The following is a 23,433-nucleotide window of genomic DNA, read 5'->3' on the forward strand; positions in this document are numbered from 1 at the left end:
CTCAGCCGCCGTAGCGCTGGGCCGGCTCGCGGTCCCAGACGAACGCGGGGTCGTCGGTCCAGCCGAAACCGGTGAACAGCCGGTCGGGGCGGCCCAGCTGCCAGGCGGCGATGAACTCGCCGAGGTCGAAGCACCAGTCGAGCCCGGCGCAGGCGATCGACTCGGCCAGCGAGCGCAGCGTGGGCGCGTCGTCGCCGAGGCGCTGCCGGGCGTCGGCGGCGAGCAGCACCGCCGCGACCGCCGGCAGCAGCAGCGGGCCGGCGATCGCGGTCGCCGACAGCGTGCTCACCCGGTTCAGCTTCGGCCGGCCCCGGCCCGCGTGGACGTCGAGGAGCCACTGGCCGGACCGGCCGTACGTGATCAGGCGCCGGCACACCGTCCCCAGCGACTCGATGCTGCTCTTGTCGTGCACCACCAGGGCCTCGGGGTCGCAGACGATGCGGTGCCCGGCCTCGGTGAGCCGCAGGCCGAGGTCGACGTCCTCGCCGCCGACGACGGTCAGCGGCCGCTCGGCGAAGCCGCCGACGGCCTCGAACGCGTCCCGGCGCACGGCCAGGTTGCACGTCGTCGCCCAGCCGACCTGGCGGGCCTGGGCCGGCCACTCGAACGCGGAGTTCAGCAGGCGGGAGCGGGACATGATCCGGAACATCGCGTTGTCGGCGCCCTGCACGAACGTCGGGCCGGCGACCGCGCCGACGCGCTCGTCCGCGCCGCGCAGGGTCTGCGTGTGCCGCCGCAGCAGCTGCGGGGTGGCGAGGCAGTCGGAGTCGATGAACAGGATCAGGTCGTAGGCCGCGGCCCGCACGCCGTCGTTGCGCTTGGCGCCCACGTGCCGGGGGCCGCGCAGGTAGCGGGCCGCGAAGGTGGTGCAGTGCTCCTGGTGGGCCCGGGCGTCGGCGGGCTCGGAGTCGTCGACGAGCAGGACCTCGACCGGCTCCTCGCACGCCTCGATCGCCGCGCGGAGGCTCTCCAGGAGCCGGTGCGTCTGCGGCACCCGGCCCTTGACCGGGATGACGACGGACAGTCCTTGGTCGCTCATACGGCCTCCAGGGCATTGAGGGCCACGGTCTCGAAGGCCTCCATGACGGCCTCGACCGGGACGGGGACGAGCGGCGGGCCGCCGGGCGCGCCCGGCAGCGCGCGGCCGACGGTGTCGAGCAGCACCATGAGCACGTCGCCGGGGGCGCACGGGCCGTAGCCGCGCTTGTTGTCGGCGGCCAGCGCGGCGCGGATCGCGGCCCGGTCGAGCCCGCCGAGGCGCGCGGCCGCGCCGGGCAGGTCGAGCCGGGCGACGAGGCGGTTGTGGGCCGCGACGTCGTCGGCGGCGAGGCCGTGGCGGCGCCGGGCGACCTCGGCCGCGACGAGCATGCCCCAGGCGACCGCCTCGCCGTGGCGGATCTCGCCGCCGCTGACGAACTCGATGGCGTGGCCGGCGGTGTGGCCGTACTCGAAGATGAGCGCCCCGCCCCGCTCCCGCGGATCGGCGGCGACGAACGGCGCCTTGGCCGCCACCCCGATCTCCAGCAGCGCCGGCAGGGCCGCGCGCGGGTCCTCCAGCGCCGCCACGAGCTTGGGCTCCAGCCCGGGCGCGGCGACGAGCACGTTCTTGACCATCTCGGCGAGCCCGGTGAGCAGGTCGTGCCGCGGCACCGTGGACAGCCACGCGAGGTCGCACGCGATGAGCGCGGGCACGAGGTAGGTGCCGGCGAGGTTCTTGCCGGCGCTGAGGTTCACGCCCTGCTTGAGCGAGACGGTGGCGTCGAACGCCGCGACCGGCGTGGTCGGCAGGTGCACCAGGCGGGTGCCGCGGAACAGCAGCGCCGCCGCGAGCCCGGCGATGTTGCCGACGGTGCCGCCGCCCATCGCGGCGACGGCGGAGCGGCGGGTCAGGCCGCGGGCGACCGCCGTCTCGAGCAGGTGCTGCACGGTCGGCAGGGTCTTGTGCCGCTCGGCCGCCTCGACGTCCACCCGCTCCACCCGCACCCGCCGGGCGAGCGCGGCGACGACCGCGTCGGCGTGCCCGCGCACCCCGTCGTCGGCGACGAACAGGACCGCGTCGGCGTCGCCGAGCCGGTCGGCGACCGCCCGGGCGAGCGCGGGGGTGCAGCCGGTGCCGTAGAGGTACGGCACGGTCGCGTCGCCGAACGCGAGGCCCAGCTCCTCATACGGGCAGCGCATCGTAGTTCACCTTCCCGTTGGCCCGGCGCGGCAGCCGGTCGATCGCGGTCACCCGCACCGCCGTGCGGTGGATGCCGAGCTCGCGCCCGACGAGCGCGGCCACCTCGTTCGCCCGCGCGGCGGGCAGGCCCTCGCACCACACGAGGACCCGGTCGTCGCCGGCCAGGGCCGCGGCCGGGGCGAGGTCGCCGGCGACGTGCTCGACGGCGTCGAGGTCGACCCGGATGCCGTACGCCTTCCCGACGCGCCCGAGCCGCCCCGTCAGCCACAGGTGCCCGTCGGCGTCGAGACGGCCGCGGTCCCCGGTGGGCAGCACGCCGCCGCAGTCGTCCCCCCGGGCCAGGTCGGCCGCGGTGTCCGCGTAGCCGAGCATGACCGTCGCCGAGCGGCACACCACCTCGCCGCCGGCCCCGATCGTCAGCTCCATCCCGTCGACGGGCGGCCCGACGCAGCCGGTCTTCGCGGGAAGGTGCTCCGGCGGCAGGACGCAGATGCGGGAGCCGGCCTCGGTCTGGCCGTACATCGAGTAGAACGCGACCCCGGGCACGGCCGCGAAGCGGCGCACGAGCGCGTCGCGCAGCCGCCCGCCCGACACCGCGAGGCTGCGCACGTGCGGGGTCCGGGCCGGCTCCCACGGCAGCCGGGCGAGCAGCTCGAAGGTGTGCGGCACCCCGGTGATCGCGGTGACCCGGTGCCGCCGCACGCTCGCCCAGAAGCCGGCGTCGAGCACCCCGCGGGGCTCGAGGACCACCGTGGCGCCCGCGAGCAGGTGGCTGTGCAGGACGCTGAGCCCGAGCGTGTGGAACAGCGGCAGGCTCGTGACCGCGACGTCGTCGGCCCCGATGCGCAGCGCCTTGACGATCGCGGTGGCGGCCGCGGCGACCGCGGCGCCGGAGTGACGCACGAGCCGCGGCTGCCCGGTCGAGCCGGACGTGGCCAGCATCAGCGCGAGGTCCGGATGCACGTCCGCCGCGGCGCCGAAGCGGGCCGTCAGCGCGCCGGCCGCGTCGGGGTCGCACACGAGCGCGGGCCGGCCCGTGCTCAACGCCCCGAGGTAGCGCAGCACCGCGTCCATCTCGGGGCGCAGCGGGCACACCACGATGCCCCGGTCCGGCAGTCGCCCGGCCGCGTCCGCGATCGCGCCGGCCAGCCGGTCGCCGGACAGCTCCACGCCGGTGACCGCGTCGATGATGCCCGTCATGCCGGGCCCCGCAGCAGGCGCTGGACCTCGGCGTCGTCGAGCGCGTCGATCTCGGCCAGGAGCAGGTTCTCGACGGCCACGGCCAGCGCGGCGACGGTGGTCTCGGCGAAGATCGTCCGCAGCGACACCTCCACGCCGGTGCTCGCCCGCAGCCGCCCGGCGACCCGCACTGCCAGCAGCGAGTGCCCGCCGAGGTCGAAGAAGTCGTCGTCGGCCCGGATGCCGGTAACCCCCAGCACCTCCTGCCAGACGTCGGCGACCAGCCGTTCCCCGTCGCCGGCCGGTGCGCGCCCCTGCCCCGCGGCGACGGCGACGGGCGGCAGCGCCGCGCGGTCGACCTTGCCGTTGCGGGTCATCGGCAGCCGGTCGAGGGCCGCGTACGCGCGCGGGTGCAGGTGCGGGGGCAGCAGCTCGCCCAGGTGCGCCCGCAGCGCGCCCGGGCCGGGCACCACCGAGCCGGGGGCCGGCACCAGATGGGCGACGAGCCGCCCGTCGCCGTCGGCGGTGACGACCGCGTGGCCGATCGCCGGGTGGGCCAGCAGCGCGGCCTCCACCTCGCCGGGCTCGACGCGGTAGCCGCGGACCTTGAGCTGCTCGTCGAGGCGCCCCAGGAACTCCAGGGCGCCGTCGGCGCGGCGACGGGCCCGGTCCCCGGTGCGGTAGTGCCCGGCGACGAACCGCGCCGCGGTGAGGTCGGGGCGGCCGAGGTACCCGTCGGCGACGCCGGGGCCGCCGATCACCAGCTCGCCCGCGACACCGTCGGGCACGGGACCGCCGCCGAGGCCGGCGATGTGGACGCAGGTGTCGCCGATGGGGTGCCCGATCGGCGGGCGGCCCCGCGTGTCCGCCGGCGTGAGGCGGGCGGCCGTGGCGATGATCGTCGCCTCGGTCGGGCCGTAGGTGTTGAGCACCTCGACGCCCTCCCCGACGTGGGCGAACCAGCGGGCGAGCGCGTCCGGGCGGACCTGCTCGCCGCCGAGCACGAGCAGGCGCAGGCCGGGCGGCCAGGCCACGGCGGCCGGGTCGGCGCACAGCTCGTGCCAGTACGAGGTGGGCAGGTCGAGCACGGTGATGCTCCGGCCGGCCGGGGTGGCGAGGAAGTCCGGGAGCGCGGCCCGGGCGCCGGTGGGGATGACGAGGGTGGCCCCGGCGGCCAGGCACGGGTACACCTCCTCGCCGAACGTGTCGAAGGACGGCGACGCGAACTGCAGCACCCGGTCGTGCGGGGTGAGCCCGTAGCGCTCGCGCATCCAGCGCACGCGGACGGCGAGCGCGGTCGGCGACACGGCGACGGCCTTGGGCCGCCCGGTGGAGCCCGACGTGAACATCGCGTAAGCCAGCGCCCCGGGCCGCACGGTCCAGGTCTCGCTGTCGCGGACCAGCTCGGCCGTGCGGCGCGGCGGGGCGTCGGGGTCGAGCGGCAGGTAGCCGGCGCCGGACCGCCACGCGCCGAGGAGGGCCGCGACGAGGTCGATGCCGGGCGGGAGCCCTACCGGCACCAGACCGCCGCCGGCCCGCGCTCGCGCGGCGAGGGCGCCGAGCTGCGCGTAGGACACCGTGGCGTCGCCGTGCACGATCGCCGGGGCGTCCGAGCTGAGGTCGATGAGGTCCAGCGGGTGCTGCCGCGGGACGGCCGGCGCGCACGCCCACGGCTCGGCCAGCCGGGCGAAGAGGGTGCTCAGGCGCGCGTCCGGGTCCTGGGCGGCCAGCCGCAGCAGCTCGCCGAGCCGGCCGACCAGGGTGGCGACGCTGCCCGGGTCGAACAGGTCGCGCCGGGCCTGGGCCACCACCTTGAGCCCGCCGCCGCCCGCGAAGCACTCCAGGGTGAGGTCGAACTTCACCGCGCGGTGGCCCGGGTCGACGTCCTCGGACGTGATCCCGGGCAGCGCGAGCCCGTGCTCCTCGGCCCCGCCGTGGACGATGAACATGGTGTCGAAGAGGGGGGTGCGGCCCGGGTCGCGGCGCACGTCGAGGCGCGCGATCAGCTCCTCGAAGGGCACGTCGCGGTGCTGGTACGCCTCCAGCGCCGTCGCCCGCACCCGGCCGAGCAGGTCGCGGAAGGTCGGGTCGCCGGACAGGTCGCCGCGGATGACGACGGTGTCGAGGAAGTAGCCGATGAGCGGCTCGGCGTCGGTGGTGTCGCGGCCGCTGACCGGGGTGCCGACGGTGATGTCGTCCTGGCCGGTGGCGAGGCCGAGCAGCGCGAGGTAGGCGGCCAGGAGCGTCATGAACGGCGTCGTGCGCCCGGCCCGCCCGAGGGTGCGCAGGTCGGCGGCCCGGTCCGGGCCGAGCTCGAAGCCGTCGAAGGTGCCGTCGGTGCGGCGGCGGGCCGGGCGCGGGTGGTCCGTGGGCAGCTGCAGGACCGGCGCGCCCGCGAGCTGCCCGGTCCAGTACGCGAGGGCCCCGGCGCCGTCCGGGCGCGGACGCCGGGCGAGGTCGGCGTACTGCGTCGTGAGCCCGGGCAGCTCGCCCGGCCGCCCGGCGTAGGCCTTGGCCAGCTCGTCGCGGAGCACGCCGATCGACCACGCGTCGGCGAGGATGTGGTGCAGCACCAGCGCGAAGACGTGCTCGTCGGCGCGGATGCGCAGGATCGCGGCGCGCAGGGGCGGCGCGGCGGTCAGGTCGAACGGGGTGTTCGCCAGCGCGGCGACGGCGCTCGCGACCGTCTCGGGGGTCGCGTCCCGGATCGGCACCTCGGGGCGCCAGTCGTCCAGCACCTCCTGCACCGGGGCCGCGCCGTCGAGCGGGAACCGGGTGCGCAGGGCGCCGTGGCGGGCCACGACGTCGCCGAGCGCGGTGGCCAGGGCGGCGGCGTCGAGCGGGCCGCGAAGCCGGTAGGCGAGGGGGATGTGCCAGTCCAGCGCGTCCGGGTCGACCTGCGCGAGGAACCACAGGCGCTGCTGGCCCGGGGTCACCGGGGCCCTCATGCGTGCGACTCCACCGCGGCGGCCAGCTCGGCGACCGTGCCGGCGTTGAAGTACTCGGCGAGGGGCAGCTCGACGCCGAGCCGCTCCCGGACGCGCGCGGCGGTGCGGGCGATGAGCAGCGAGTCGAACCCCAGGTCGTAGAGGTCGTCCTCGGGGTTCACGGGCCGGGCGAGGACCTCGTCGACGATGGCGTAGACGGCCTGGGTCGTGCTCATGACGCCGGGCGGGACCGGTCGACGGTCTCGGCGATCGCGGCGAGCGACGGGGCGGACAGCAGGTCGCCGAGGGTCAGGCCGGTCTCCAGGCGCTCGTTGGTGAGGTCGAGCAGGAGCGCGGCGGTCATCGAGTCGCCGCCGAGGTCGAGGAAGTTGTCGTCGGCGGCGACCCGTTCCCGGCCCAGGGTCTCGGCCCAGATCTCGGCCAGGTCCTCCTCGGTCGGCGTGGACGGCGCCCGGAACGTGTGGCTGCCGGGGCCCTCGGTGTCGAGCCCGGCCGCGTCGGCGGGCAGGGCGTCGACGGCGACGAGCACGTCGGGCAGGTCGGCGGCGCCGAGGGTCGCCCACAGGTGGTCGCGCAGGTCGACCGGGGCGGTGGCGAGGCCGGGCACCACGGCCAGGATCCGCCGGCCGTCCGGCGCGAGCAGCGCGGCGGCCTCGGTCACGCCCGGGTGCTCCCGCAGCGTCTCGGCGGCAATGTCCAGGCCGGACAGCGGTGCGCTCATGGCTCGTTCCTTTCGAGGATGTACTGCGCCAGCTCGGCCACGCTCGGCGCCTCCAGCACGGCGATGGTGTCCACGTCGACACCGAGGCGTTCGCGGGCGGTCGCGGCGATGCGGGTCGCGGCGAGCGAGTCGCCGCCGATCTCGAAGAAGTTGTCGGTCGCGCCGACGGCGTCGATGCGCAGCACCTCGGCCCACACGGCGGCCAGGTCGCGCTCCAGTGCCGTGCCCGGCTCGCGGAACTCGACCGGCAGCTGCCGTTTGACGACCTTCCCGGCCTCGTTGCGGGGCAGGTCGTCCACCAGCCGGACGACGGCGGGCACCTCGGGGCGGGTCAGGTGCTCGGCCGCGAACCGGCGCAGGTCGGTGGCGGTGGTGCCGGCCGCGTCCGGCGAGCCGGGCCTGAGCACGACGAACGCGGCCACGATCTCGCCGAGGACCGGGTGCTCGGTGCCGCACACGGCGGCCTCGGCCACGGCCGGGTGCCGGGTCAGGATCTGCTCGACGCGGCCGGTGGAGACGTTGAAGCCGCCGACGATCACGACGTCGGAGGCGCGGCCGGTGAGGAACAGGGTGCCGTCGGCGTCGAGGTGGCCGAGGTCGCCGGTGCGGGTCCAGCCGCCGGCCACGTCGATGCGGTGCTCGGGGTCGAGGACCTCCCGCGGCGGGGCTCCCCCGGCCCGCAGCCACACCTCGCCGGTCTCGCCGGGCGGAAGGGTCTCGCCGCCGGGGCCGGTGACCCGCACCGCGCTGGTGCCGACGGGCCGGCCCACCGCCTCGGGGCGCCGCGGGTCGAAGCGGGTGGCGACGCGGGCCGGGTACGTCTCCGTCGAGGTGTAGAAGTTGTGGAACGCCGCGTTCGGGAACACGGCAGCGAGGTCGGCCATGATCGGGACCGGCAGCGGCGCCCCGGAGAAGCTGACGCCCCGCACCGACGGCATCGGTGTCGCCTCGCCCGGCGCGGCCCGGACCAGCCAGTGGCCCATGGCGGGCACCAGGCAGACGGTCACGGCCCGCTCCCGGGCCACCATCGCGGTGAACCCGGGCACGGCGAACGCCGCCGCGGCGAGGAGGGTGTGCTGGCCGCCGACGCAGGTGAGCAGCACGGCCTGGGCGGCGACGGAGCCGACGGGCAGGGCGTGCGCGCAGGGCTGGTTGGCCCGCGGGGCGCTCGGCCAGGCGGCCTGGGCCCGCAGCAGGTTGGCGTGGGTGGCCACGACCCCGCGCGGCCGGTCCGTCGTGCCGGAGGTGAACACGACCTCGGCCGCGTCGCCGGGCGCCACGGCGGCCACGAGCGGCTCGGCGGCCTGCCCGGCGCCGAGGTCGTCCCCGGGCCGGACGATCCGGGCGACGCCGTAGCCGTCGGCGATCCGGGCCAGCTCGTCCTCGCCGAAGCGGGCGCCGGTGAGCAGCGCGACCGCGCCGAGCTTGAGGGTGGCGAAGTAGGCGATGGCGTACCGCGGCCAGGCGGCCCCGCCGATCGCGAGCGCGACCCGGTCGCCGTGGCCGACGCCGCGCTCGCGCAGCCCGCGGGCGAACGCGTTCGAGCGGGCCTCGAGCTCGGCGAAGGTGAGCGTCCCGCCGCCGTCGAGCACGATGGCGGGCCGGTCCGGGACGAGCCGGGCGCTGCGCCGCAGCAGGTCGGGCACGGTCCTCACGGGGCCTCCTTCAGGCGCAGCGCCAGCTCGGCCGGGGTCGGCGCGTCGAACACGTCGAGGAGGGAGACCTCGCGGCCGAGCGCGTCGCCGAGGCGGGCGGCCAGGATCGCGGCGAGCAGCGAGTGGCCGCCGGCGGCGAAGAAGTTGCTGTCGGGGCCGATGTCGTCGCGGCCGAGGACCTCGCGGAACCGTGTGACGACCGGGTCGGCGTCGACCGGCGCGGTCCTCGCCGCGGCGACCGGCGCCGGCGGCTCGGGCAGGGCGCGGTGGTCGACCTTGCCGTTGGCGGTGCGGGGCAGGGCGTCCAGCGGGATCAGGTCGGCGGGGACGAGGTAGTACGGCAGCAGCTCCCGCGCGTGCCGGCGCACGCCGGCGAGGTCGACGGTCGCGGGCTGCACGTAGCCGACGAGCCGCCCGTCGCCCTGCGGGTCGCCGGCCAGGACGACGGCGGCGGCGCTCACCGCGGGATGGCGTTCGAGGGCGGCCTCGACCTCGCCGGGTTCGATCCGGCGGCCGCGCAGCTTCACCTGCCGGTCGGCGCGGCCGAGCAGCGTGACGGTGCCGTCGTCGCGCCAGGTGGCGAGGTCGCCGGTGCGGTACAGCCGGCCCCGGACCGGATCGTCGGGGAACCGCCGGGCGGTCAGCTCGGGCGCGCCGGCGTAGCCGCGGGCGAGGCCGGTGCCGCCGATGCACAGCTCGCCGACGAGCCCGGGCGGGGCGTCCTGGCCGTGCTCGTCGACGATGTGGAACGAGGTCTCGGCGATCGGCGCGCCGACGCTCACCGGGTCGGCGACCCCGGCCGCGACCGGCGCGCTGGACGACCAGATCGTGGTCTCGGTCGGGCCGTAGACGTTGAACAGCCGGCACCCGGTCCGCAGCAGCCGCTCGGCGAGGGCGGCGCTGAGCGGCTCCCCGCCGCACAGCACCCGGCGGCCGCGCAGCTCGTCGCCGACCGCGCCGGCGACCAGGCGCCAGATGGTCGGGGTGGCCTGCACCACCGCCGCGTCGTGGCGGGCGACGAGCCGCAGCATGAGCGGCGGGCTCGTGCGGGCCTCGTCGGGCGCGACGATCGCGCCGCCGCCGTCGGCCAGGGGCAGCAACAGCTCCAGCGCGGAGATGTCGAAGCCGAACGTGGTCAGCCACAGCACCCGCTCGTGCTCGCCGATGGCCAGCTCGGCGGCGAAGTGGCGCACCAGGTTGGCCAGGGCCCGGTGCGGGATCTCGACGCCCTTGGGCCGCCCGGTGGAGCCGGAGGTGAAGATGACGTACGCGAGGTCGTCCGGCTCCGCGGCGGCGAGCCCGGCGTCGAGGGCGGCGCTGTCGGCCTCGCCCGGCTCCGGCGTGTCCACTGTGGACCGGGCGCCGGCCCGCGCCAGCTGGTCCCGCAGGCGGGCGGCGGGCTGGCTCGGGTCGGCCGGCAGGTACGCGGCGCCGAGCGACCACACGGCGAGCACGGCGGCGGCGAGGTCGGCGCCGCGGGGCAGCGCCACGGCGACGACGTCCCCGCGGCCGATCCCCTGCGTGGCGAGCCGGGCGCGGACGGCGGCGGCCCGGCGGGCCAGCGACCGCCGGGTGTGCACGGTGCCGTCGGGGTCGACGAGCGCGGGCCCGTCCGGCTGCCGCGCGTGCCGGTGCGCGATGCGGGCCGCGACGGTCGGCGCCGGGCGCACCTGACGGGCGCCCGCGTTCGCCCTCGCCACGAGCGCGCGTTCGGCGTCGGTCCACATCGCCAGCTCGGCCAGCGGGCGCCGCGGGTCGGCCGCCGCGGCCGTGAGCAGCAGCGCGAACCGGTCGGCGAGGGCGCGTACGGTCGCCGCGTCGTGCACCTCGGTGCTGTAGACCGCCTGCAGCCGCACCCGCCCGGGCTGCGGCACCACGACGAACTGCAGGTCGTGACGGCTGGTGCCGGGGTCGACGGGGACCCACTCGGCGCCGGGCAGCTCGCCGGGCGCCGCGTTCTGGGCCGGCGGCAGGTAGTTGAACATGTGCCGGAACAGCGGCGACCGCCAGCTGCCCGACGCGTTCGGCAGCTCGCCGAGCAGGTGCTCGAACGACACGTCGGCGTGGTCGAGGGCCTCGGCCACGCGGTCGCGGACCTGCGCGGCGAGCTCGGCGAAGCCGCCGCGCGGCTCGACGGTGAGGCGCACGGGCAGCGTGTTGACGTGGTAGCCGACGGCGTCGCGGCGGTCCGGCCGGCGCACGTTGACCGGGACGCCGACCACGAGGTCGGGTCCGGCGCCGTGCCGGGCGAGCAGGGTGGCGAAGACGGCCAGCAGCGCCATGTTGTCGGTGACCCGCAGCCGGGTACGCAGCCGCGCCAGCGGGGCCACGGGCAGGTCGCGCTCGAGCTGGGCGCCGGCGAACGTGGGCCGCGCGGGCTCGGGGCGGGCCGAGGCCAGCGGCAGCCGCGCGGGGTCCACGCCCCGCAGGCGGTCCAGCCAGTAGCGGGTGCTGCCCGGGGCCGGCTCCGCGAAGGGGGCGGCGGCCGCGGGTGGCTCGCCCGCCCGGCCGCTCGCCCGGCGGTGGTAGGTGGTGGCCAGGTCCGGCATCACGACCCCGCCCGACGCGCCGTCGAAGACGATGTGGTGCGACACCAGGCAGAGCACGCTGCCGCCCTCGTCCAGGGCGATGCCGTACACGCGCAGGGGCAGCTCGGCGGCGAGGTCGAACGGGCGCCGGGCCAGCTCGGTGAGCACGGCGCCGAGCTTCGCCTCGGGCGCGGCGAGCACGGCGACCGGGACCGTCTCGGTGTCCGGGTCGGCGACCTGGCGCAACGGCACCCCGTCGCGCTGCGGGAAGCGGGTGCGCAGGGACGGGTACCGCCGCAGGATCTCAGCGGCCGCGAACGCCAGCGCGGCCGGGTCGAGCGGCGCGGTCGTGCGGATCGCGAGCGGCTGGTTGTCGACGGAGACGTCCGGGGCGAGGCGCTGGAACAGCCATAACGCCTCCTCCTTGCGGCTCAGCCCGCTCACGCCCGCTCACCCGCCACGCACCCGGCGACCGCCGCACGCCCGGCGGCGGCTTCGGCGAGCAGCCGCTCCTGCGGCACGTCCAGGCGCAGCCGGGGGAAGCGGGCGAGCGCGGCGGGCGGCTCGTGGTCGCGGGAGAGCACCACGAGGCCGGGCTCCAGCCCGTCGAGGCCCGCGGCCCGGGCCATGTCCAGGTAGCGCAGGTTGGCCGCGACCCGGCCGCTCAGCTCGGCGGCGATCGCGTCGGGCACGCCCTGCTCGCCGAGGGCCTTGCGGGCCACGACGGCGTAGTGCCCGGCCAGCGCCTCCACGTCGTCGCCCGGCCCGGCCTCGGGCTCGGCCCCCAGGCGGCGCACGGCCCCGGCGTAGTGCTCGGCGATGGTCCGGGCGCTCACGAGCACCGGGTCGAACAGCACCAGGCGCGCGTCCCGGGCGAGGAACCCGGCGAGGGCGGCCCCGGCGCAGAATCCGAGCGCGGCGTGAAAGTTTCCCAGTGCGTCGCTGCGCGCACGCCAGGCGGCGAGGTGCTCGCGGGCGCCGCCGGGCCCCGCCGGCCAGCCGGTCTCGTCGCTGCCCCAGACGGCCCAGTCCTCCGGCAGGTGCCGGGCCAGGTCGCCGAAGTTGGCCTGGGCGCGCACCTTGGCCAGGGTGAAGTCGACCGCCACCACGGTCCGCGCACTGGACGCACTGCTCAGCAGGCGCCATCCCCCGATCGCCACGCCGCCGACGGTAATTCACCCTTCCGGGGGACGTCGAGGGTTTCCTATGCGTCGATTTTTTTCGAAACATCAATGCGTGTCTCGGGCCTTGACAATGCACTCCGGGCGCGGGGAAGCTCATGGACCATGAGTCGGGGGGCGTCTCGGCTGGCGCGTAGCCAGCAGGCGCTGTGGGAGTTCGTGTGCTGTTTCGCGCCGTCCGATCCGGGCGTGCTGGGCTACAACGTGTTCGAGACGACGACGTGGGCGGAATCCGTTGACGTCAATCTTTTCCGGTGCGCCGTCGCCGATGTCGCGGCGCGCCACGATGCCCTGAGAATCGTATTCGAGTCGATTTCCATCGAGCCCGGAATACGCGTTCTCGACGACGTCGAACCACCGCTCGCGTTCACCGACCTGACCGCCGAGCCGGCCTCGCGGCGCGAGCTGCTGCGCGGCAGCATCCTCGGCTTCGAGCGCGGCCGCGCCTTCGACCTGCACGCCGGTCCACTGTGGAGTGTCGTGCTGCTGCGGGAGGCGCCGGACCGGCACACCGTCGCCGTGACCCTGTTCCACCTCGTCGCCGACGGCTGGTCGACCGGCGTGCTCCTGCGCGACCTGCGGGCCGCCTACCTGGCGCGCACCGGCGCCGGCCCGGCCCTGCGCCCGCTGAAGCTGTCCTACGCGGCGGCCACGGCGGACCCGGACCTCCGCCCGGCCGATCGGCGCCGCCGGGACGAGTTCTGGCGGCGCACCCTCACCCCCCTGCCCGACGCGTGGCCGTTCGAGCGGTCCCCGGACCGGCCGGACGTCACCGCGGAGGCGACGCTCGGCCTGCCCATCGAGGCCGGGCTCGCCGCGCGGCTGCACGCGTTCGCCCGGGCGCAGCGGATCACGCCGTTCCTGCTGTACCTCGCCGCGTACCGGATCCTGCTGGGCGCGCGGACGGGCCGGCCGCGGCTGGTCCTCGGCACCGCCACGGCGGGCCGCGACGAGCCGGGCGCCGAGGACCTCGTCGGGCAGTTCACCAACAACGTGTACGTCGCCACCACCATCGACCCGGGCACGTCCCTGCTGGACGCGGTCGGCCTGGTGCGCACGTCGATGTACGAGGCGGTCCGGCACACCGCGTCCTTCACCGAGATCGCCCGCGCCGTGAACCCGGACTTCGACGCGATGCGCCCGTGGCCGTTCCTGCTGCTGTACCACTCGTGGTTCCAGTCCGCCGCCCCGGCCGACGACCCGCCGCCCGACCGCCGCGAGGTCCGCTCCCGCGCGCGCAAGCCCGCCGGGACGGTCCTCGACGAGCACGCGACGCGGCTGTGGGCCAAGCGCGGCGAACCCGGGCTCGTGGTGCGCCACGACCGCCGCGGCGCGTCGATGCGGTACAACCCGACGATCTACCCGCGCGCGACGATGCTGGAGACGCTGGAGGGCTACACGGCGGTGCTGGGCGCCCTGCTCACCGACCCGGGCCGGCGCGTCGGCGACCTCGAGCTGCCGTGACCGCTCCCGCCCCGCCGATGGAGAATGGTGGGGTGATCTGGTGGATCGGCGGGGCGCCGTGCTCCGGCAAGTCGACGGTCGCGGGGCTGCTCGCCGGCGCGCGGGACCTGCCGCTCTACTCGTGCGACGACGCGTTCGAGCGCCACGGCGGCCCCACCTTCGACAGGATCCGGGCGATGAGCGTCGGCGACCGGCTCGCGCAGCCCGTCGAGGTGCAGGTGGAGGACGTCTTCCGGCTCGGCCGCGAGCAGTTCCCGGCCATCCTCGCCGAGCTGCCCGAGACCGGGATCGCCGAGGGCGCAGCCCTGCTGCCGGAGCTGCTCGACGCGCACGGCGTGCCGCGCGACCGGGCCGTGTTCGTCGTGCCGGCCGAGGAGTTCCAGCGGCGGCAGTACCGTCGCCGGGAGTGGGCCCGCGAGCTCGTCGCGGGGACCGCGGACCCCGAGGGCGCGTTCGACCGGTGGATGGAGCGCGACGCGACGTTCGCCCGGCTCGTCGCCGACCAGGCGCGCGACCTCGGCTACCCGGTCGTCACCGTCGACGGGTCCGAGGGGGCCGAGGACATCGCGGCGGCCGTCAGCGTGCTGTTCGACTGGCAGCGTGGATCCGCGCGGCCATGACGCAGCCGAGCGCGAAGCCGGCCAGCACCGGGAACATCCCCGGGTCGCCGTTCAGGTCGTCCGCGCCGTCCCCCGCCCGGCGACGGGCGCGAACGGCGCGCCGGCGGGCGGGGTCGCGGCCGGGATCAGCGGGGGCATGCACCCGACCACGATGCAGGAGGCGGCGTAGACCCCGGTCACGGCGGCGGCCGGCAGCGCGGCGAGCAGGCGCACGCCCGGCCGGACGCGGCGGGCCACCGAGGCGAGCGAGCACGCGCGGATGCGCGAACCACTCGGCGAGCATCCCGCGCCCAGCTCGTCCGGCCGGCGCAGGGCCGCGAGCGCGAGCAGCAGCGCGGCGAGGCGGCGGGTCACTACGTCGGCCTCGGCTCGCCCGCCGGCCTCGGCTCGTCCGCCGGCCTCGGCTCGCCCGTCGGCCTCGGCTCGCCCGTCGGCCTCGGCTCGCCCGCTGGGCCGGCGGCGGCGCCGAGCTGGGCGCGCAGCTCCGCGAGCGCCTGGCGGGCCTGCGCCACGCCCTGCGCGGTGAGCCGGTAGAGCCGCCGCGCGGGACGGCCGGCCGCGGCCGGCTCGATGCCCTCCCAGCGCCGCTCCAGCCAGCCGGCCTCGGTGAGCCGCGTGAGGATCGGATACAGCGTGCCGCTGGCCAGCCCCGCGGCCCGCATGAGCGCGAGGCCGTAGTGATCGTCCTCCGGCGCGGCGAGCAGGGCCGCCAGCACTCGCGCCGTCGGCACGGTGATGCGCATGGGCGCCACTGTATCGCCGCTCTACATAGGGGCATGGGCGGTAGCATGGCGGACGGCTTCCAGGGCGCCGCCGGTCCGCGGGAATGGGCTCAGCCCACCTGGCGATGCACGGCATGCGTCACCATCGTGCTCCTTTCGGCCTGACGAGCGGACACAGGCACACGAGAGGAGGCCGCCGTGCCGACCCGAGGCATGCCCGAACGCCCCGACCTGGAACACTTCCGCCGCCAGGCCCGCACCCTGCAGCGAGCCGTGCGCGCGGGCGAGCCCGGCGCCGTCGCGCGGATCGCCCACGGCCACCCCGCCCCGCCCGCCGGCCCGGCCCTGCCGCTCAGCGCGGCCCAGCTCGTCGTCGCCCGCGAATACGGGTTCCCGAGCTGGCCCCGCCTCACCCGGTACGTCCGGACCGTCGCCGAGCACGGCTGGGACACCGCGCTGGGTGCGGTACCGGCGCCCGACCCCGCCGACGAGTTCTGCCGGCTCGCCTGCCTCACGTATTCGCGCGAGGACGGCCCCGAACGCTGGGCCCAGGCGCGCGAGCTGCTGCGCCGGCACCCCGATCTCACCGCCGGCAGCATCTGGGCCGCGGCCGCCGCCGCCCGCCCGGACGACGTCGCCCGGCTGCTCGCCGGGCGGCCCGGCCTCGCGTCGGCGCCCGGCGGGCCGCTGCGCTGGCGGCCGCTGTTCTGCCTGGTGTACTCCCGCGCCGACCCCGGCGTCGAGGCGGAGCGGGTGCTGACGGCCGCCCGGCTGCTGCTCGACGCCGGCGCCGACCCGGACGACGGCTACCTCTTCGACGGCCTCCCCTCCCCGTTCACCCTTCTGACCGGGGTCTTCGGCGGCGGGGAGCTGGGCCGGGTCCGGCAGCCGCCCCACCCGCACTGGCGGGCCCTCGGCACGCTGCTGCTGCGGGCCGGCGCCGACCCCAACGACGCCCAGACGCTCTACAACCGGATGTTCGAGCCCGACGACTCGCACCTGGAGCTGCTGTTCGAGCACGGCCTCGGCACCGGCGACGGCGGCCCCTGGAAGGCGCGGATCGACACCCTGCCGACCCCGGCCGAGATGCTGCGCGTGCAGCTGCGGTGGGCGGTGGAGCATCGCCAGGCGGGGCGCGTACGACTCCTGGCGGAGCACGGCGTGGACCTCGCGGCGCCGTTCACCGGCGACGGGCCGCCGTGGGCCCCGGGCGACGGCCGCACCCCGCTCGAGCTGGCCGAGCTCTACGGTGACGCCGCGATCGCCGCGTACCTCCTGGAGCGCGGCGTGCCCCGGCCCGCGCCCGATGCGGCGCACGACCTGATCGCCGCCGCGTTCCGCGCCGACGCCGCCGCCGTGCACCGCATCGCCGCCGAGCACCCCGGCGCCGCGGCCGAGGCCCGGCGCCGCCGCCCCGGGCTGCTCGTGTGGGCCGCGGCCCGCGCACCGGGCGAGACGGTCACGCTGCTGGCCGGGCTCGGCTTCGACGTCAACGCCTTCGGCCGCGGCGACGCCCCGGCCGAGGGCGCCTGGGAGACCGCGCTGCACCACGCCGCGGCCAACGGCGACGCCGGCCTGGTCCGGCGGCTGCTCGACCTCGGCGCCGACCCGGGCCTGCGGGACCACCGCTTCGGCGCGACCCCGCTCGACTGGGCGCGGCACTTCGCCCAGGACGCGACCATCGCCCTGCTCAGCGACTGACGACCCGCGCGACTTCACCTCGGCCGGCCCGCGCGCCCCGGTCGTCGTCGACGCGCCGCCCGGCGCGGTGTTCGACTCGATGACCCGGCCGGAGCGGATCGGCCAGTGGCCGGCGCTCACGCCGACGCCGAGCCCTACACCGGCGGCCGGCTCGCGATGGGCGGGTTCGAGCCGGGCCGCGGGGCGGTGCTGCGGTGGGCCGACGGCATGACCGAGACGTGGGAGATGGAGCGGTCCGAGGCCAAGACCCGGCTCACCGTGCCGCACAGCGGCTTCGACACCGGCCCGCCCGGCCCGGGCTGCGGCGCCACCACGAGCGGCCGGGCGGGCGCTCGATCCGGCGCGGCCTCGAGGTCGTGGGCCTCCCGGCCGGTTACAGCCACATCACCGTCACCGAGGCGGGCCGCCTCGCCCACCTCGGCGGCGAGGTGGTCGGCGCCGGCCGACGTGGTGCGCTGCGTCATCTCCGTGGTCAGCGACGACAGCGAGGTCCTGGCGGCGGCTGAACGACTCGCCGCGGGGCCCCGCCTTCACGTCGGCGAGCACGCTGCTGGGGGTGGCCGCCCTCGGCTACCGCGGGCAGCTGGTCGAGGGCGACCTCACCGCCGCCCTCGGCTACCGCGGGCAGCTGGTCGAGGGCGACCTCACCGCCGCCCTCGGCTACCGCGGGCAGCTGGTCGAGGCCGACCTCACCGCCGCCCTCGGCTACCGCGGGCAGCTGGTCGAGGCCGACCTCACCGCCGCCCTCGGCTACCGCGGGCACCTGGTCGAGGCCGACCTCACCGCCGCCCTCGGGTAGCGGACGCCGGGTCAGCCGGACCGGTGCTCGTAGGCGGCGCGGCTGGCCTCGATCTGCGGGACGTGCCGCATCGCCCAGCCGGCGAGCGCGAGGGCCGGCGGCAGCAGGCTGCGGCCCATGGCGGTCAGCGTGTACTCCACCCGCGGCGGCACCTGCGCGTGCACCACGCGCGTGACCAGCCCGTCGCGCTCCAGGTGGCGCAGGGTCAGCGTGAGCATGCGCTGGGAGATGCCCGGGATCTGCTGGTGCAGGTCGGTGAAGCGCAGCGTGTCCTGGTCGAGGGTCGCCACCACGAGCAGCGTCCACTTGTTGCAGATGTGGTCCAGGATGGCGCGGATCGCGCGGCCGCCGTCGCCGCGGATCATGCACGGGTGGAAGTACTCGTCCATGACAGCTCCTTGTGCCTCACGCACACGCGTGTGCCTTTTGTACGCCCTCCGATACTGACGCATCATGGGGTCCCTTACGAACAGGAACCATCCTGGTGGAGGCCGTCATGGAGCTCGCATACTGGATCGTCGGCGGACTGCTCGCGCTGTTCTACCTGTACGCCGGCGGCAAGAAGGCCGCGCAGAGCAAGGAGCGGCTCCGGCCGATGATGGGCTGGGTCGACACCATCCCGATGCCGCTCGTGCGCACCATCGGCGCGCTGGAGGTCGCCGGCGCGCTCGGGCTGATCCTGCCGCCGCTGACCGGGATCGCACCGGGGCTCGCGGTCGCCGCGGCGGCCGGGCTGGTGCTGATCCAGGTCGGCGGCATCGTGACGCACGTGTCCCGCGGCGAGGCCCGGCTGATCGGGCTCAACATCGGGCTGCTGGTCGCCGCGGGCGTGGCCGTCTGGCTCGGCACGGTCTGGCTGTAGCCGTCGATCCAGGGCCGTCATCGCGCGCCGCCGCCCCGTGCGCCGCCGCGCACGGGCGATGAGCGCGCCCTCCTACACGACCGCGTCGGCCGCGTTGTCGCCCCGTGCGCCGCGACGCACGGCGGAGGGTGCACCCTCCGGCGCGACCGCATCGGCCGCGCCGCCACCCCGCGCGCCGCCGCGCACGGCGATGAGCCCGATCGCGAACAGGGCGGCGAAGAAGAGCCCGTCGGGCAGCAGGAACCAGGCGCCGGGCAGGCCCAGCGCGCCGAGCACGCACGAGACGATCACCGCCACGCCGATCCACCAGGGCAGGACGCGGGCGCGCAGGATCGCGATGCCGAGGCACAGCGAGCCGGCGACGAGGGCCAGCAGGGCGACGCCCTCGAACGCGGCGAACCCGGCCGGCTCCTGCGCGGGCAGGCCGCCGTGCGCGACGAGGTACGGCTTGACGAACGCCTCCGTCGTGCCCTCGCCCACGTTGAGCATCACCAGGGCCGCGAAGATGCCGACGTAGCCGGCGAGGTGCAGCCGCGACGCCCGGCCGGCGAACGTGAGCAGCACCGGCAGCCCGAGCGCGACGACGACGTCACCGGCGAGCGCGATCCCCTCGAACAGGGGCCAGAGGTGATAGCGGTACACCTCCTCGCCGGTGCCCGGCGCGAGCAGGTTGGCGGCCAGGTAGCCGAGCAGCGCGACGATCGGGCCGGCGACGAGCGCCCACCCGGCCGGGCGCCTCAGGTCCAGGGTCATGGTGTCCTCCAGGGTTTCGGGTCGGCCCCCAGCGTCGGGTGCGGCGGCCGCCGGCGTCGTCGTCCGCGGGTCGCGGAGCCGGGCCGGGAATTGCGACCTGCGGATGACGTGTGCGGGCCGCCGCCGCCGATACGGTGCCGGTGTGCTGTCCGATGCGCTGCTCGCGCTCGTGGTCACGGCGTTCGCGCAGGTCGACCTCGCGCTCGGGCTCGACAACTCGACGCCCTACGGCCCGCGGCCGGTCGTCGTCGCCGTGACCCTGGTGGCCACCGCGGTGCTCGCGCTGCGGCGGGTCGCGCCCCTGGGCACCGCGGTCACCGTCGCGGTCGCGGTCGGCGGGCCGATGCTCGCGGCGCCGCTGACCGTCACGATCTGGGGTGACTTCCTGCCGATCCTGGTCGGGGCCTACTCGGTCGCCCGGCACGCCGACCGGGCCCGGGCCCTCGCCGGCGGCGGCGCGATCGTCGCCGGGCTGGCGGTCGTGTTCGTGCGCAACCCGGAGTCGGGGACGGCGGGCAACATCCCGTTCGTGGCCGTCCCGCTGGTGGCCTGCCTGGTCGCCGGGCGGGTCCTGCGGGCCCGGGCGCGCAGCCACTCCGACGACCGCGCCCGCGCGGCGCGGCTCGAGGCCGAGCGGGACGCGGCGATCGCGGCCGCGGTGGCCGACGAGCGCGCCCGCATCGCCCGCGAACTGCACGACATCGTGGCCCACTGCGTGAGCGTGATGGTGGTGCAGGCGGGCGCGGCCGAGGACCTGCTCGACCGCGACCCGCCCCGCGCGCGGGCGCCGCTGCGCTCGGTGCAGGAGTCGGGGCAGGAGGCGGTCGCCGAGCTCGGGCGGATGCTCGGGCTGCTGCGCGGCGAACGGGCCCGCCTCGCGCTCGCGCCGCAGCCCGGCACCGGCGACCTGGCCGCGCTCGTCGAGCACATGGCGGGCATCGGGCTGCCGGTCGAGCTCGTGGTGGAGGGCGAGCCGCGGGCGCTGCCGCCGGGGGTGGAGCTGACTGTGTACCGCATCGTGCAGGAGGCGCTCACCAACGCCCTCAAGCACGCCGCGCCGACCACCGCCAGGGTGCTGCTGCGCTACGACGAGCAGGGCGTGCAGGTGCGCGTCCACGACGCCGGACGCGCGGGCGGCACCGCCGCCGCGCCGTTGAACCGGGTCGGGCACGGGCTGATCGGGATGCGCGAGCGCGTCGGGCTCTACGGCGGCTCGCTGGAGACGGCGGCCGAGCCCGGGGCCGGGTTCACGGTCTGCGCACGGCTGCCGCTGCCGGCGGTACCCCGGTGATCCGCGTGCTGCTCGCCGACGACCAGGCCCTCGTGCGGGGCGGCTTCCGCTCGATCCTCGACGGGCAGGACGACATCGAGGTGGCCGGCGAGGCGGCCGACGGGGCCGAGGCGGTGTCGCTGGCCCTCACGCTGGCACCCGACGTGATCCTCATGGACATCCGCATGCCCCGGCTGGACGGCATCGAGGCCACCCGGCGCCTGCTCGCGGGCGGGCGCAGCCGGGCCCGGGTGCTCATGCTCACCACGTTCGACGAGGACGAGTACGTGTACCAGGCGCTGCGGGCCGGGGCGAGCGGCTTCCTGCTCAAGAGCGCGCCGCCGCGGGAGCTGGCCGGGGCGGTGCGGACCGTCGCGGCGGGCGACGCGCTGCTGGCGCCCGAGATCACGCGGCGGATGATCGAGGAGTACGTGCGGCGGCCGCGGCCGGGCGCCGGGCGGCCCGCCGGCCTCGAGACGCTCACCCCGCGCGAGCTGGAGGTGCTCGGGCTGATCGCGCGGGGGCGCTCCAACGCCGAGATCGGGGCGCGGCTGTACCTCAGCGAGCCCACGGTGAAGACGCACGTCACCCGGATGCTGGCCAAGCTCGGGCTCCGCGACCGCGTGCAGGCCGTCGTGTTCGCCTACGAGTGCGGCCTGGTGCGGCCCGGGGGCTGAGCCGGAGCAGCTCGAGGGTGCGGGCCGAGCGCGCACTGGCCTCGGCCGGCTCCGCGTCGATGCGCCCCTTGCGCTCCGGCGGCACGACGAGCGCGACCGACTCGCCGCCCAGCGCCTCCACGGCCCGCGACCGCAGGCCGTTCGGCGGGTGCGCGTCGAACAGCGGCCCGCGGCCCGTCGCGCACCGCGAGCAGCGCCATGCCGAGCCCAAACGGCAGGATCGCGGCCCGGAGCACGCCGGTCACGAGCGCCACCACGGCCCGCGTGGCGATCGAGGCCGTGCCCATGCGCACCGGCACGAGCCACGCGCCGAGGTGTTCCCGCAGGCTTACCGACCCCGACAGGCCCCGCCCGGTAAGGTGGTCGGTCGTGACCGTCTCCGCCTGGGTCTGGGCCGCGACGCTGGCCGGCGTGGGCGTGATGCTGCTGATCGATCTCGCCATCGTCGGCCGGCGGCCCCATGAGCCGTCGATGCGCGAGTCGGCCGCGTGGGTCAGCGTCTATGTCCTGCTCGCCCTGGCCTTCGGCCTGTTCGTGCTGTCGATGTGGGGGCGCGACGCGGGCGGGGCGTTCTACGCGGGCTGGCTGACGGAGTACAGCCTGTCGGCCGACAACCTCATCGTCTTCGTGATCATCCTCGGCCGGTTCCGGGTGCCGCGGGCGCAGCAGCAGCGCGTGCTCATGGTCGGCATCGTGCTCGCGCTCGTGCTGCGCGGCGCGTTCATCGCCGCCGGGGCGGCCGCGATCAGCCGCTTCTCGTGGGTGTTCTACATCTTCAGCCTGTTCCTGGTCTACACCGCGGTGAAGATGGCCACCCAGGGCGAGCCCGACGGCGAGGGGTTCCAGGAGAACCCGCTGGTGCGCTGGTCGCGCCGCGTCATCGGGCCGTCCCTCGTGGTGCTCATCGCGATCGGCACGACCGACCTGATCTTCGCGCTCGACTCCATCCCGGCCGTGTTCGGGCTCACCGCCGAGCCCTACCTGGTCTTCACCGCCAACGTGTTCGCCCTGATGGGGCTGCGGCAGCTGTACTTCCTGATCGGTGGCCTCCTCGACCGCCTCGTCTACCTGTCGCTGGGCCTGGCGGTGGTCCTGGGCTTCATCGGCGTGAAGCTGTTCCTCGAGGCGCTCGCGGACAACTCCCTGCCCTTCGTCAACGGCGGCGATCCGGTGCGGTGGGCGCCGCACATCGGCATCCCGCTCTCCCTCGGCGTCATCATCGGCACCCTGACCCTCACCACGGTCGCCTCGCTGATCAAGTCCCGGCGGGACGCGCGGTCGAGCCGGTGACGAGCTCGTCGGCGACCCAGCGGGCCACGCCGGCGGGGTAGGGCGCGGGCAGACTGAGGATGATGTGGCCGAACCCGGCCGCGACGGCCGCCGCGATCGCCTCGCGCGTGGGCTCGGGCCGCTCGTAGGACTCGATGGACAGGTGCATCGAGCGCGTGATCTCGGCCGGGTCGCGGCCGATCTCGGCGCAGTACTCGTCCAGCATCGCGCTGCGCCGCACGCAGTCGGCGAGGTCGCCGCCGGGGATGTTCCAGATGTCGGCGTGCTTGGCGACCTGCCGCAGCGTCGCCCTGGCCCGGCCGCCGACGAGGATCGGCGGGTGCGGCCGCTGCACGGGCTTGGGGTTGCCGAACGCGCCCGTGAGCCGGACGTGCCGCCCGGCGAAGTCGAACGGCTCGTCCTCGGTCCACAGGCGGCGGATCACCGTGCAGGCCTCGTCGAGCCGCTCGGTGGCGTCGGCGGCGTCGAGGTACGGCAGCCCGTTGCCGTCGTACTCGCGCCGCGCGAGGGGATGGCCGGGCCGCGACCCGACCCCGATGCCGAAGTCGAGCCGCCCGCCGGCCACGACGTCGACGGTGGCGGCGATCTTCGCGAGCATCGCGGGCGGCCGGAACCGGTTGCTGGTGACGAGCAGCCCGAGGCGCAGCCGGGCGGTCTGGGCGGCGAGCGCCGAGAGCAGCGTCCAGCCCTCGAAGATCGGCCCGGCGGGATCGCCCCCGATCGGTATGAGGTGATCGAACAGCCACGCGTGCTCGATCTGCTCCACCGCGTCGGCCTCCCGCCAGACGCGCACGATGTCGGCGTACCCGACCTGCATGGGCGCGGTCATGATCCCGAAGCTCACCACGGGCGGCCTCCCTCGACAACATACGGAACCCGGTTCC

Annotated in this window: 23 protein-coding genes; 8 read left to right on the forward strand and 15 right to left on the reverse strand. The window is 76.5% G+C overall.

Annotated features, from left to right (window positions below):
• Position 1: 1 nt before the first annotated feature.
• From ACQP1P_RS25300 to ACQP1P_RS25340, 9 genes are read right to left on the reverse strand one after another with little or no spacing between them, the layout of a single operon-like run.
• The gene (locus ACQP1P_RS25300; RefSeq protein ID WP_433073285.1) at positions 2–1,039 is read right to left on the reverse strand and encodes a glycosyltransferase family 2 protein; all 1,038 of its coding nucleotides are present in this window, start codon (positions 1,037–1,039) and stop codon (positions 2–4) included.
• Complete coding sequence (locus ACQP1P_RS25305; protein ID WP_433073288.1) at positions 1,036–2,178, reverse strand: 3-dehydroquinate synthase family protein; 1,143 nt, start codon at positions 2,176–2,178, stop codon at positions 1,036–1,038. Before ACQP1P_RS25305 ends, ACQP1P_RS25300 begins: the two co-directional genes overlap by 4 nt.
• Entirely contained in the window at positions 2,162–3,379 is a 1,218-nt protein-coding gene (locus tag ACQP1P_RS25310; protein ID WP_433073291.1) for an AMP-binding protein, read from the reverse strand. Before ACQP1P_RS25310 ends, ACQP1P_RS25305 begins: the two co-directional genes overlap by 17 nt.
• Positions 3,376–6,306, reverse strand: a complete 2,931-nt coding sequence (locus tag ACQP1P_RS25315) for a condensation domain-containing protein (protein WP_433073294.1) — start codon at positions 6,304–6,306, stop codon at positions 3,376–3,378. The genes ACQP1P_RS25310 and ACQP1P_RS25315 overlap by 4 nt, the downstream gene beginning before the upstream one ends.
• Positions 6,303–6,521 carry an acyl carrier protein gene (locus ACQP1P_RS25320; protein ID WP_433073297.1) on the reverse strand — a complete coding sequence of 73 codons (219 nt, stop codon included), beginning with the start codon at positions 6,519–6,521 and terminating at the stop codon, positions 6,303–6,305. Before ACQP1P_RS25320 ends, ACQP1P_RS25315 begins: the two co-directional genes overlap by 4 nt.
• Positions 6,518–7,027, reverse strand: a complete 510-nt coding sequence (locus tag ACQP1P_RS25325) for a phosphopantetheine-binding protein (RefSeq protein ID WP_433073299.1) — start codon at positions 7,025–7,027, stop codon at positions 6,518–6,520. The genes ACQP1P_RS25320 and ACQP1P_RS25325 overlap by 4 nt, the downstream gene beginning before the upstream one ends.
• Positions 7,024–8,682, reverse strand: coding sequence for an AMP-binding protein (locus ACQP1P_RS25330; protein WP_433073302.1), 1,659 nt, complete (start codon positions 8,680–8,682; stop codon positions 7,024–7,026). Before ACQP1P_RS25330 ends, ACQP1P_RS25325 begins: the two co-directional genes overlap by 4 nt.
• Positions 8,679–11,654 (reverse strand): non-ribosomal peptide synthetase, encoded by a 2,976-nt coding sequence (locus tag ACQP1P_RS25335; RefSeq protein ID WP_433073305.1) that lies wholly within the window; start codon positions 11,652–11,654, stop codon positions 8,679–8,681. The genes ACQP1P_RS25330 and ACQP1P_RS25335 overlap by 4 nt, the downstream gene beginning before the upstream one ends.
• A complete protein-coding gene (locus ACQP1P_RS25340; protein ID WP_433073308.1) occupies positions 11,651–12,370 on the reverse strand; it encodes a hypothetical protein in 720 nt (239 codons plus the stop codon). Before ACQP1P_RS25340 ends, ACQP1P_RS25335 begins: the two co-directional genes overlap by 4 nt.
• Positions 12,371–12,496: 126 nt before the next feature.
• Here ACQP1P_RS25340 and ACQP1P_RS25345 point away from each other — a divergent pair, with 126 nt between their 5' ends.
• Both ACQP1P_RS25345 and ACQP1P_RS25350 read left to right on the forward strand, forming a co-directional pair.
• Positions 12,497–13,855 (forward strand): condensation domain-containing protein, encoded by a 1,359-nt coding sequence (locus tag ACQP1P_RS25345; protein WP_433073311.1) that lies wholly within the window; start codon positions 12,497–12,499, stop codon positions 13,853–13,855.
• Between the two features lie 32 nt (positions 13,856–13,887).
• Positions 13,888–14,475, forward strand: a complete 588-nt coding sequence (locus ACQP1P_RS25350) for a hypothetical protein (RefSeq protein ID WP_433073314.1) — start codon at positions 13,888–13,890, stop codon at positions 14,473–14,475.
• A 51-nt stretch (positions 14,476–14,526) separates the two neighbouring features.
• On the opposite strand, the gene ACQP1P_RS25355 is transcribed toward ACQP1P_RS25350, so the two are convergent.
• Positions 14,527–14,829, reverse strand: coding sequence for a hypothetical protein (locus tag ACQP1P_RS25355; RefSeq protein ID WP_433073317.1), 303 nt, complete (start codon positions 14,827–14,829; stop codon positions 14,527–14,529).
• A complete protein-coding gene (locus ACQP1P_RS25360) occupies positions 14,829–15,218 on the reverse strand; it encodes a helix-turn-helix transcriptional regulator (RefSeq protein WP_433073320.1) in 390 nt (129 codons plus the stop codon). Before ACQP1P_RS25360 ends, ACQP1P_RS25355 begins: the two co-directional genes overlap by 1 nt.
• 177 nt (positions 15,219–15,395) lie before the next feature.
• On the opposite strand from ACQP1P_RS25360, the gene ACQP1P_RS25365 reads away from it, so the two are divergent.
• Positions 15,396–16,898 (forward strand): ankyrin repeat domain-containing protein, encoded by a 1,503-nt coding sequence (locus tag ACQP1P_RS25365; protein WP_433073323.1) that lies wholly within the window; start codon positions 15,396–15,398, stop codon positions 16,896–16,898.
• A 134-nt stretch (positions 16,899–17,032) separates the two neighbouring features.
• Here the strand turns inward: ACQP1P_RS25365 and ACQP1P_RS25370 are convergent, their stop codons facing one another.
• The gene (locus ACQP1P_RS25370) at positions 17,033–17,362 is read right to left on the reverse strand and encodes a hypothetical protein (protein WP_433073326.1); all 330 of its coding nucleotides are present in this window, start codon (positions 17,360–17,362) and stop codon (positions 17,033–17,035) included.
• A gap of 92 nt (positions 17,363–17,454) precedes the next feature.
• On the opposite strand from ACQP1P_RS25370, the gene ACQP1P_RS25375 reads away from it, so the two are divergent.
• On the forward strand, positions 17,455–17,697 hold the full coding sequence (locus tag ACQP1P_RS25375; protein ID WP_433073329.1) for a hypothetical protein: 243 nt from the start codon (positions 17,455–17,457) through the stop codon (positions 17,695–17,697).
• 11 nt (positions 17,698–17,708) lie between these two features.
• Here ACQP1P_RS25375 and ACQP1P_RS25380 read toward each other — a convergent pair whose 3' ends face one another.
• The gene (locus tag ACQP1P_RS25380) at positions 17,709–18,086 is read right to left on the reverse strand and encodes a winged helix-turn-helix transcriptional regulator (protein WP_433073332.1); all 378 of its coding nucleotides are present in this window, start codon (positions 18,084–18,086) and stop codon (positions 17,709–17,711) included.
• A gap of 107 nt (positions 18,087–18,193) precedes the next feature.
• Here ACQP1P_RS25380 and ACQP1P_RS25385 point away from each other — a divergent pair, with 107 nt between their 5' ends.
• Complete coding sequence (locus tag ACQP1P_RS25385; RefSeq protein WP_433073335.1) at positions 18,194–18,559, forward strand: DoxX family protein; 366 nt, start codon at positions 18,194–18,196, stop codon at positions 18,557–18,559.
• A gap of 72 nt (positions 18,560–18,631) precedes the next feature.
• Here ACQP1P_RS25385 and ACQP1P_RS25390 read toward each other — a convergent pair whose 3' ends face one another.
• Positions 18,632–19,312, reverse strand: a complete 681-nt coding sequence (locus ACQP1P_RS25390) for a hypothetical protein (protein ID WP_433073338.1) — start codon at positions 19,310–19,312, stop codon at positions 18,632–18,634.
• Positions 19,313–19,454: 142 nt separating this feature from the next.
• Here ACQP1P_RS25390 and ACQP1P_RS25395 point away from each other — a divergent pair, with 142 nt between their 5' ends.
• The 3 genes from ACQP1P_RS25395 to ACQP1P_RS25405 all read left to right on the forward strand — a co-directional run bounded on the left by ACQP1P_RS25395 (position 19,455) and on the right by ACQP1P_RS25405 (position 22,549).
• On the forward strand, positions 19,455–20,603 hold the full coding sequence (locus ACQP1P_RS25395) for a sensor histidine kinase (protein ID WP_433073341.1): 1,149 nt from the start codon (positions 19,455–19,457) through the stop codon (positions 20,601–20,603).
• Positions 20,600–21,259: a response regulator gene (locus ACQP1P_RS25400; RefSeq protein ID WP_433073343.1), complete on the forward strand. Its 660-nt coding sequence runs from the start codon at positions 20,600–20,602 to the stop codon at positions 21,257–21,259. Before ACQP1P_RS25395 ends, ACQP1P_RS25400 begins: the two co-directional genes overlap by 4 nt.
• A 369-nt stretch (positions 21,260–21,628) precedes the next feature.
• Positions 21,629–22,549, forward strand: coding sequence for a TerC family protein (locus ACQP1P_RS25405; RefSeq protein WP_433073346.1), 921 nt, complete (start codon positions 21,629–21,631; stop codon positions 22,547–22,549).
• On the opposite strand, the gene ACQP1P_RS25410 is transcribed toward ACQP1P_RS25405, so the two are convergent.
• Complete coding sequence (locus ACQP1P_RS25410) at positions 22,515–23,396, reverse strand: LLM class flavin-dependent oxidoreductase (protein ID WP_433073349.1); 882 nt, start codon at positions 23,394–23,396, stop codon at positions 22,515–22,517. The genes ACQP1P_RS25405 and ACQP1P_RS25410 overlap by 35 nt on opposite strands.
• Positions 23,397–23,433 lie beyond the last annotated feature (37 nt).

The organism is Dactylosporangium sp. CA-052675 (assembly GCF_050947935.1).
Classification (GTDB): Bacteria; Actinomycetota; Actinomycetes; order Mycobacteriales; family Micromonosporaceae; genus Dactylosporangium.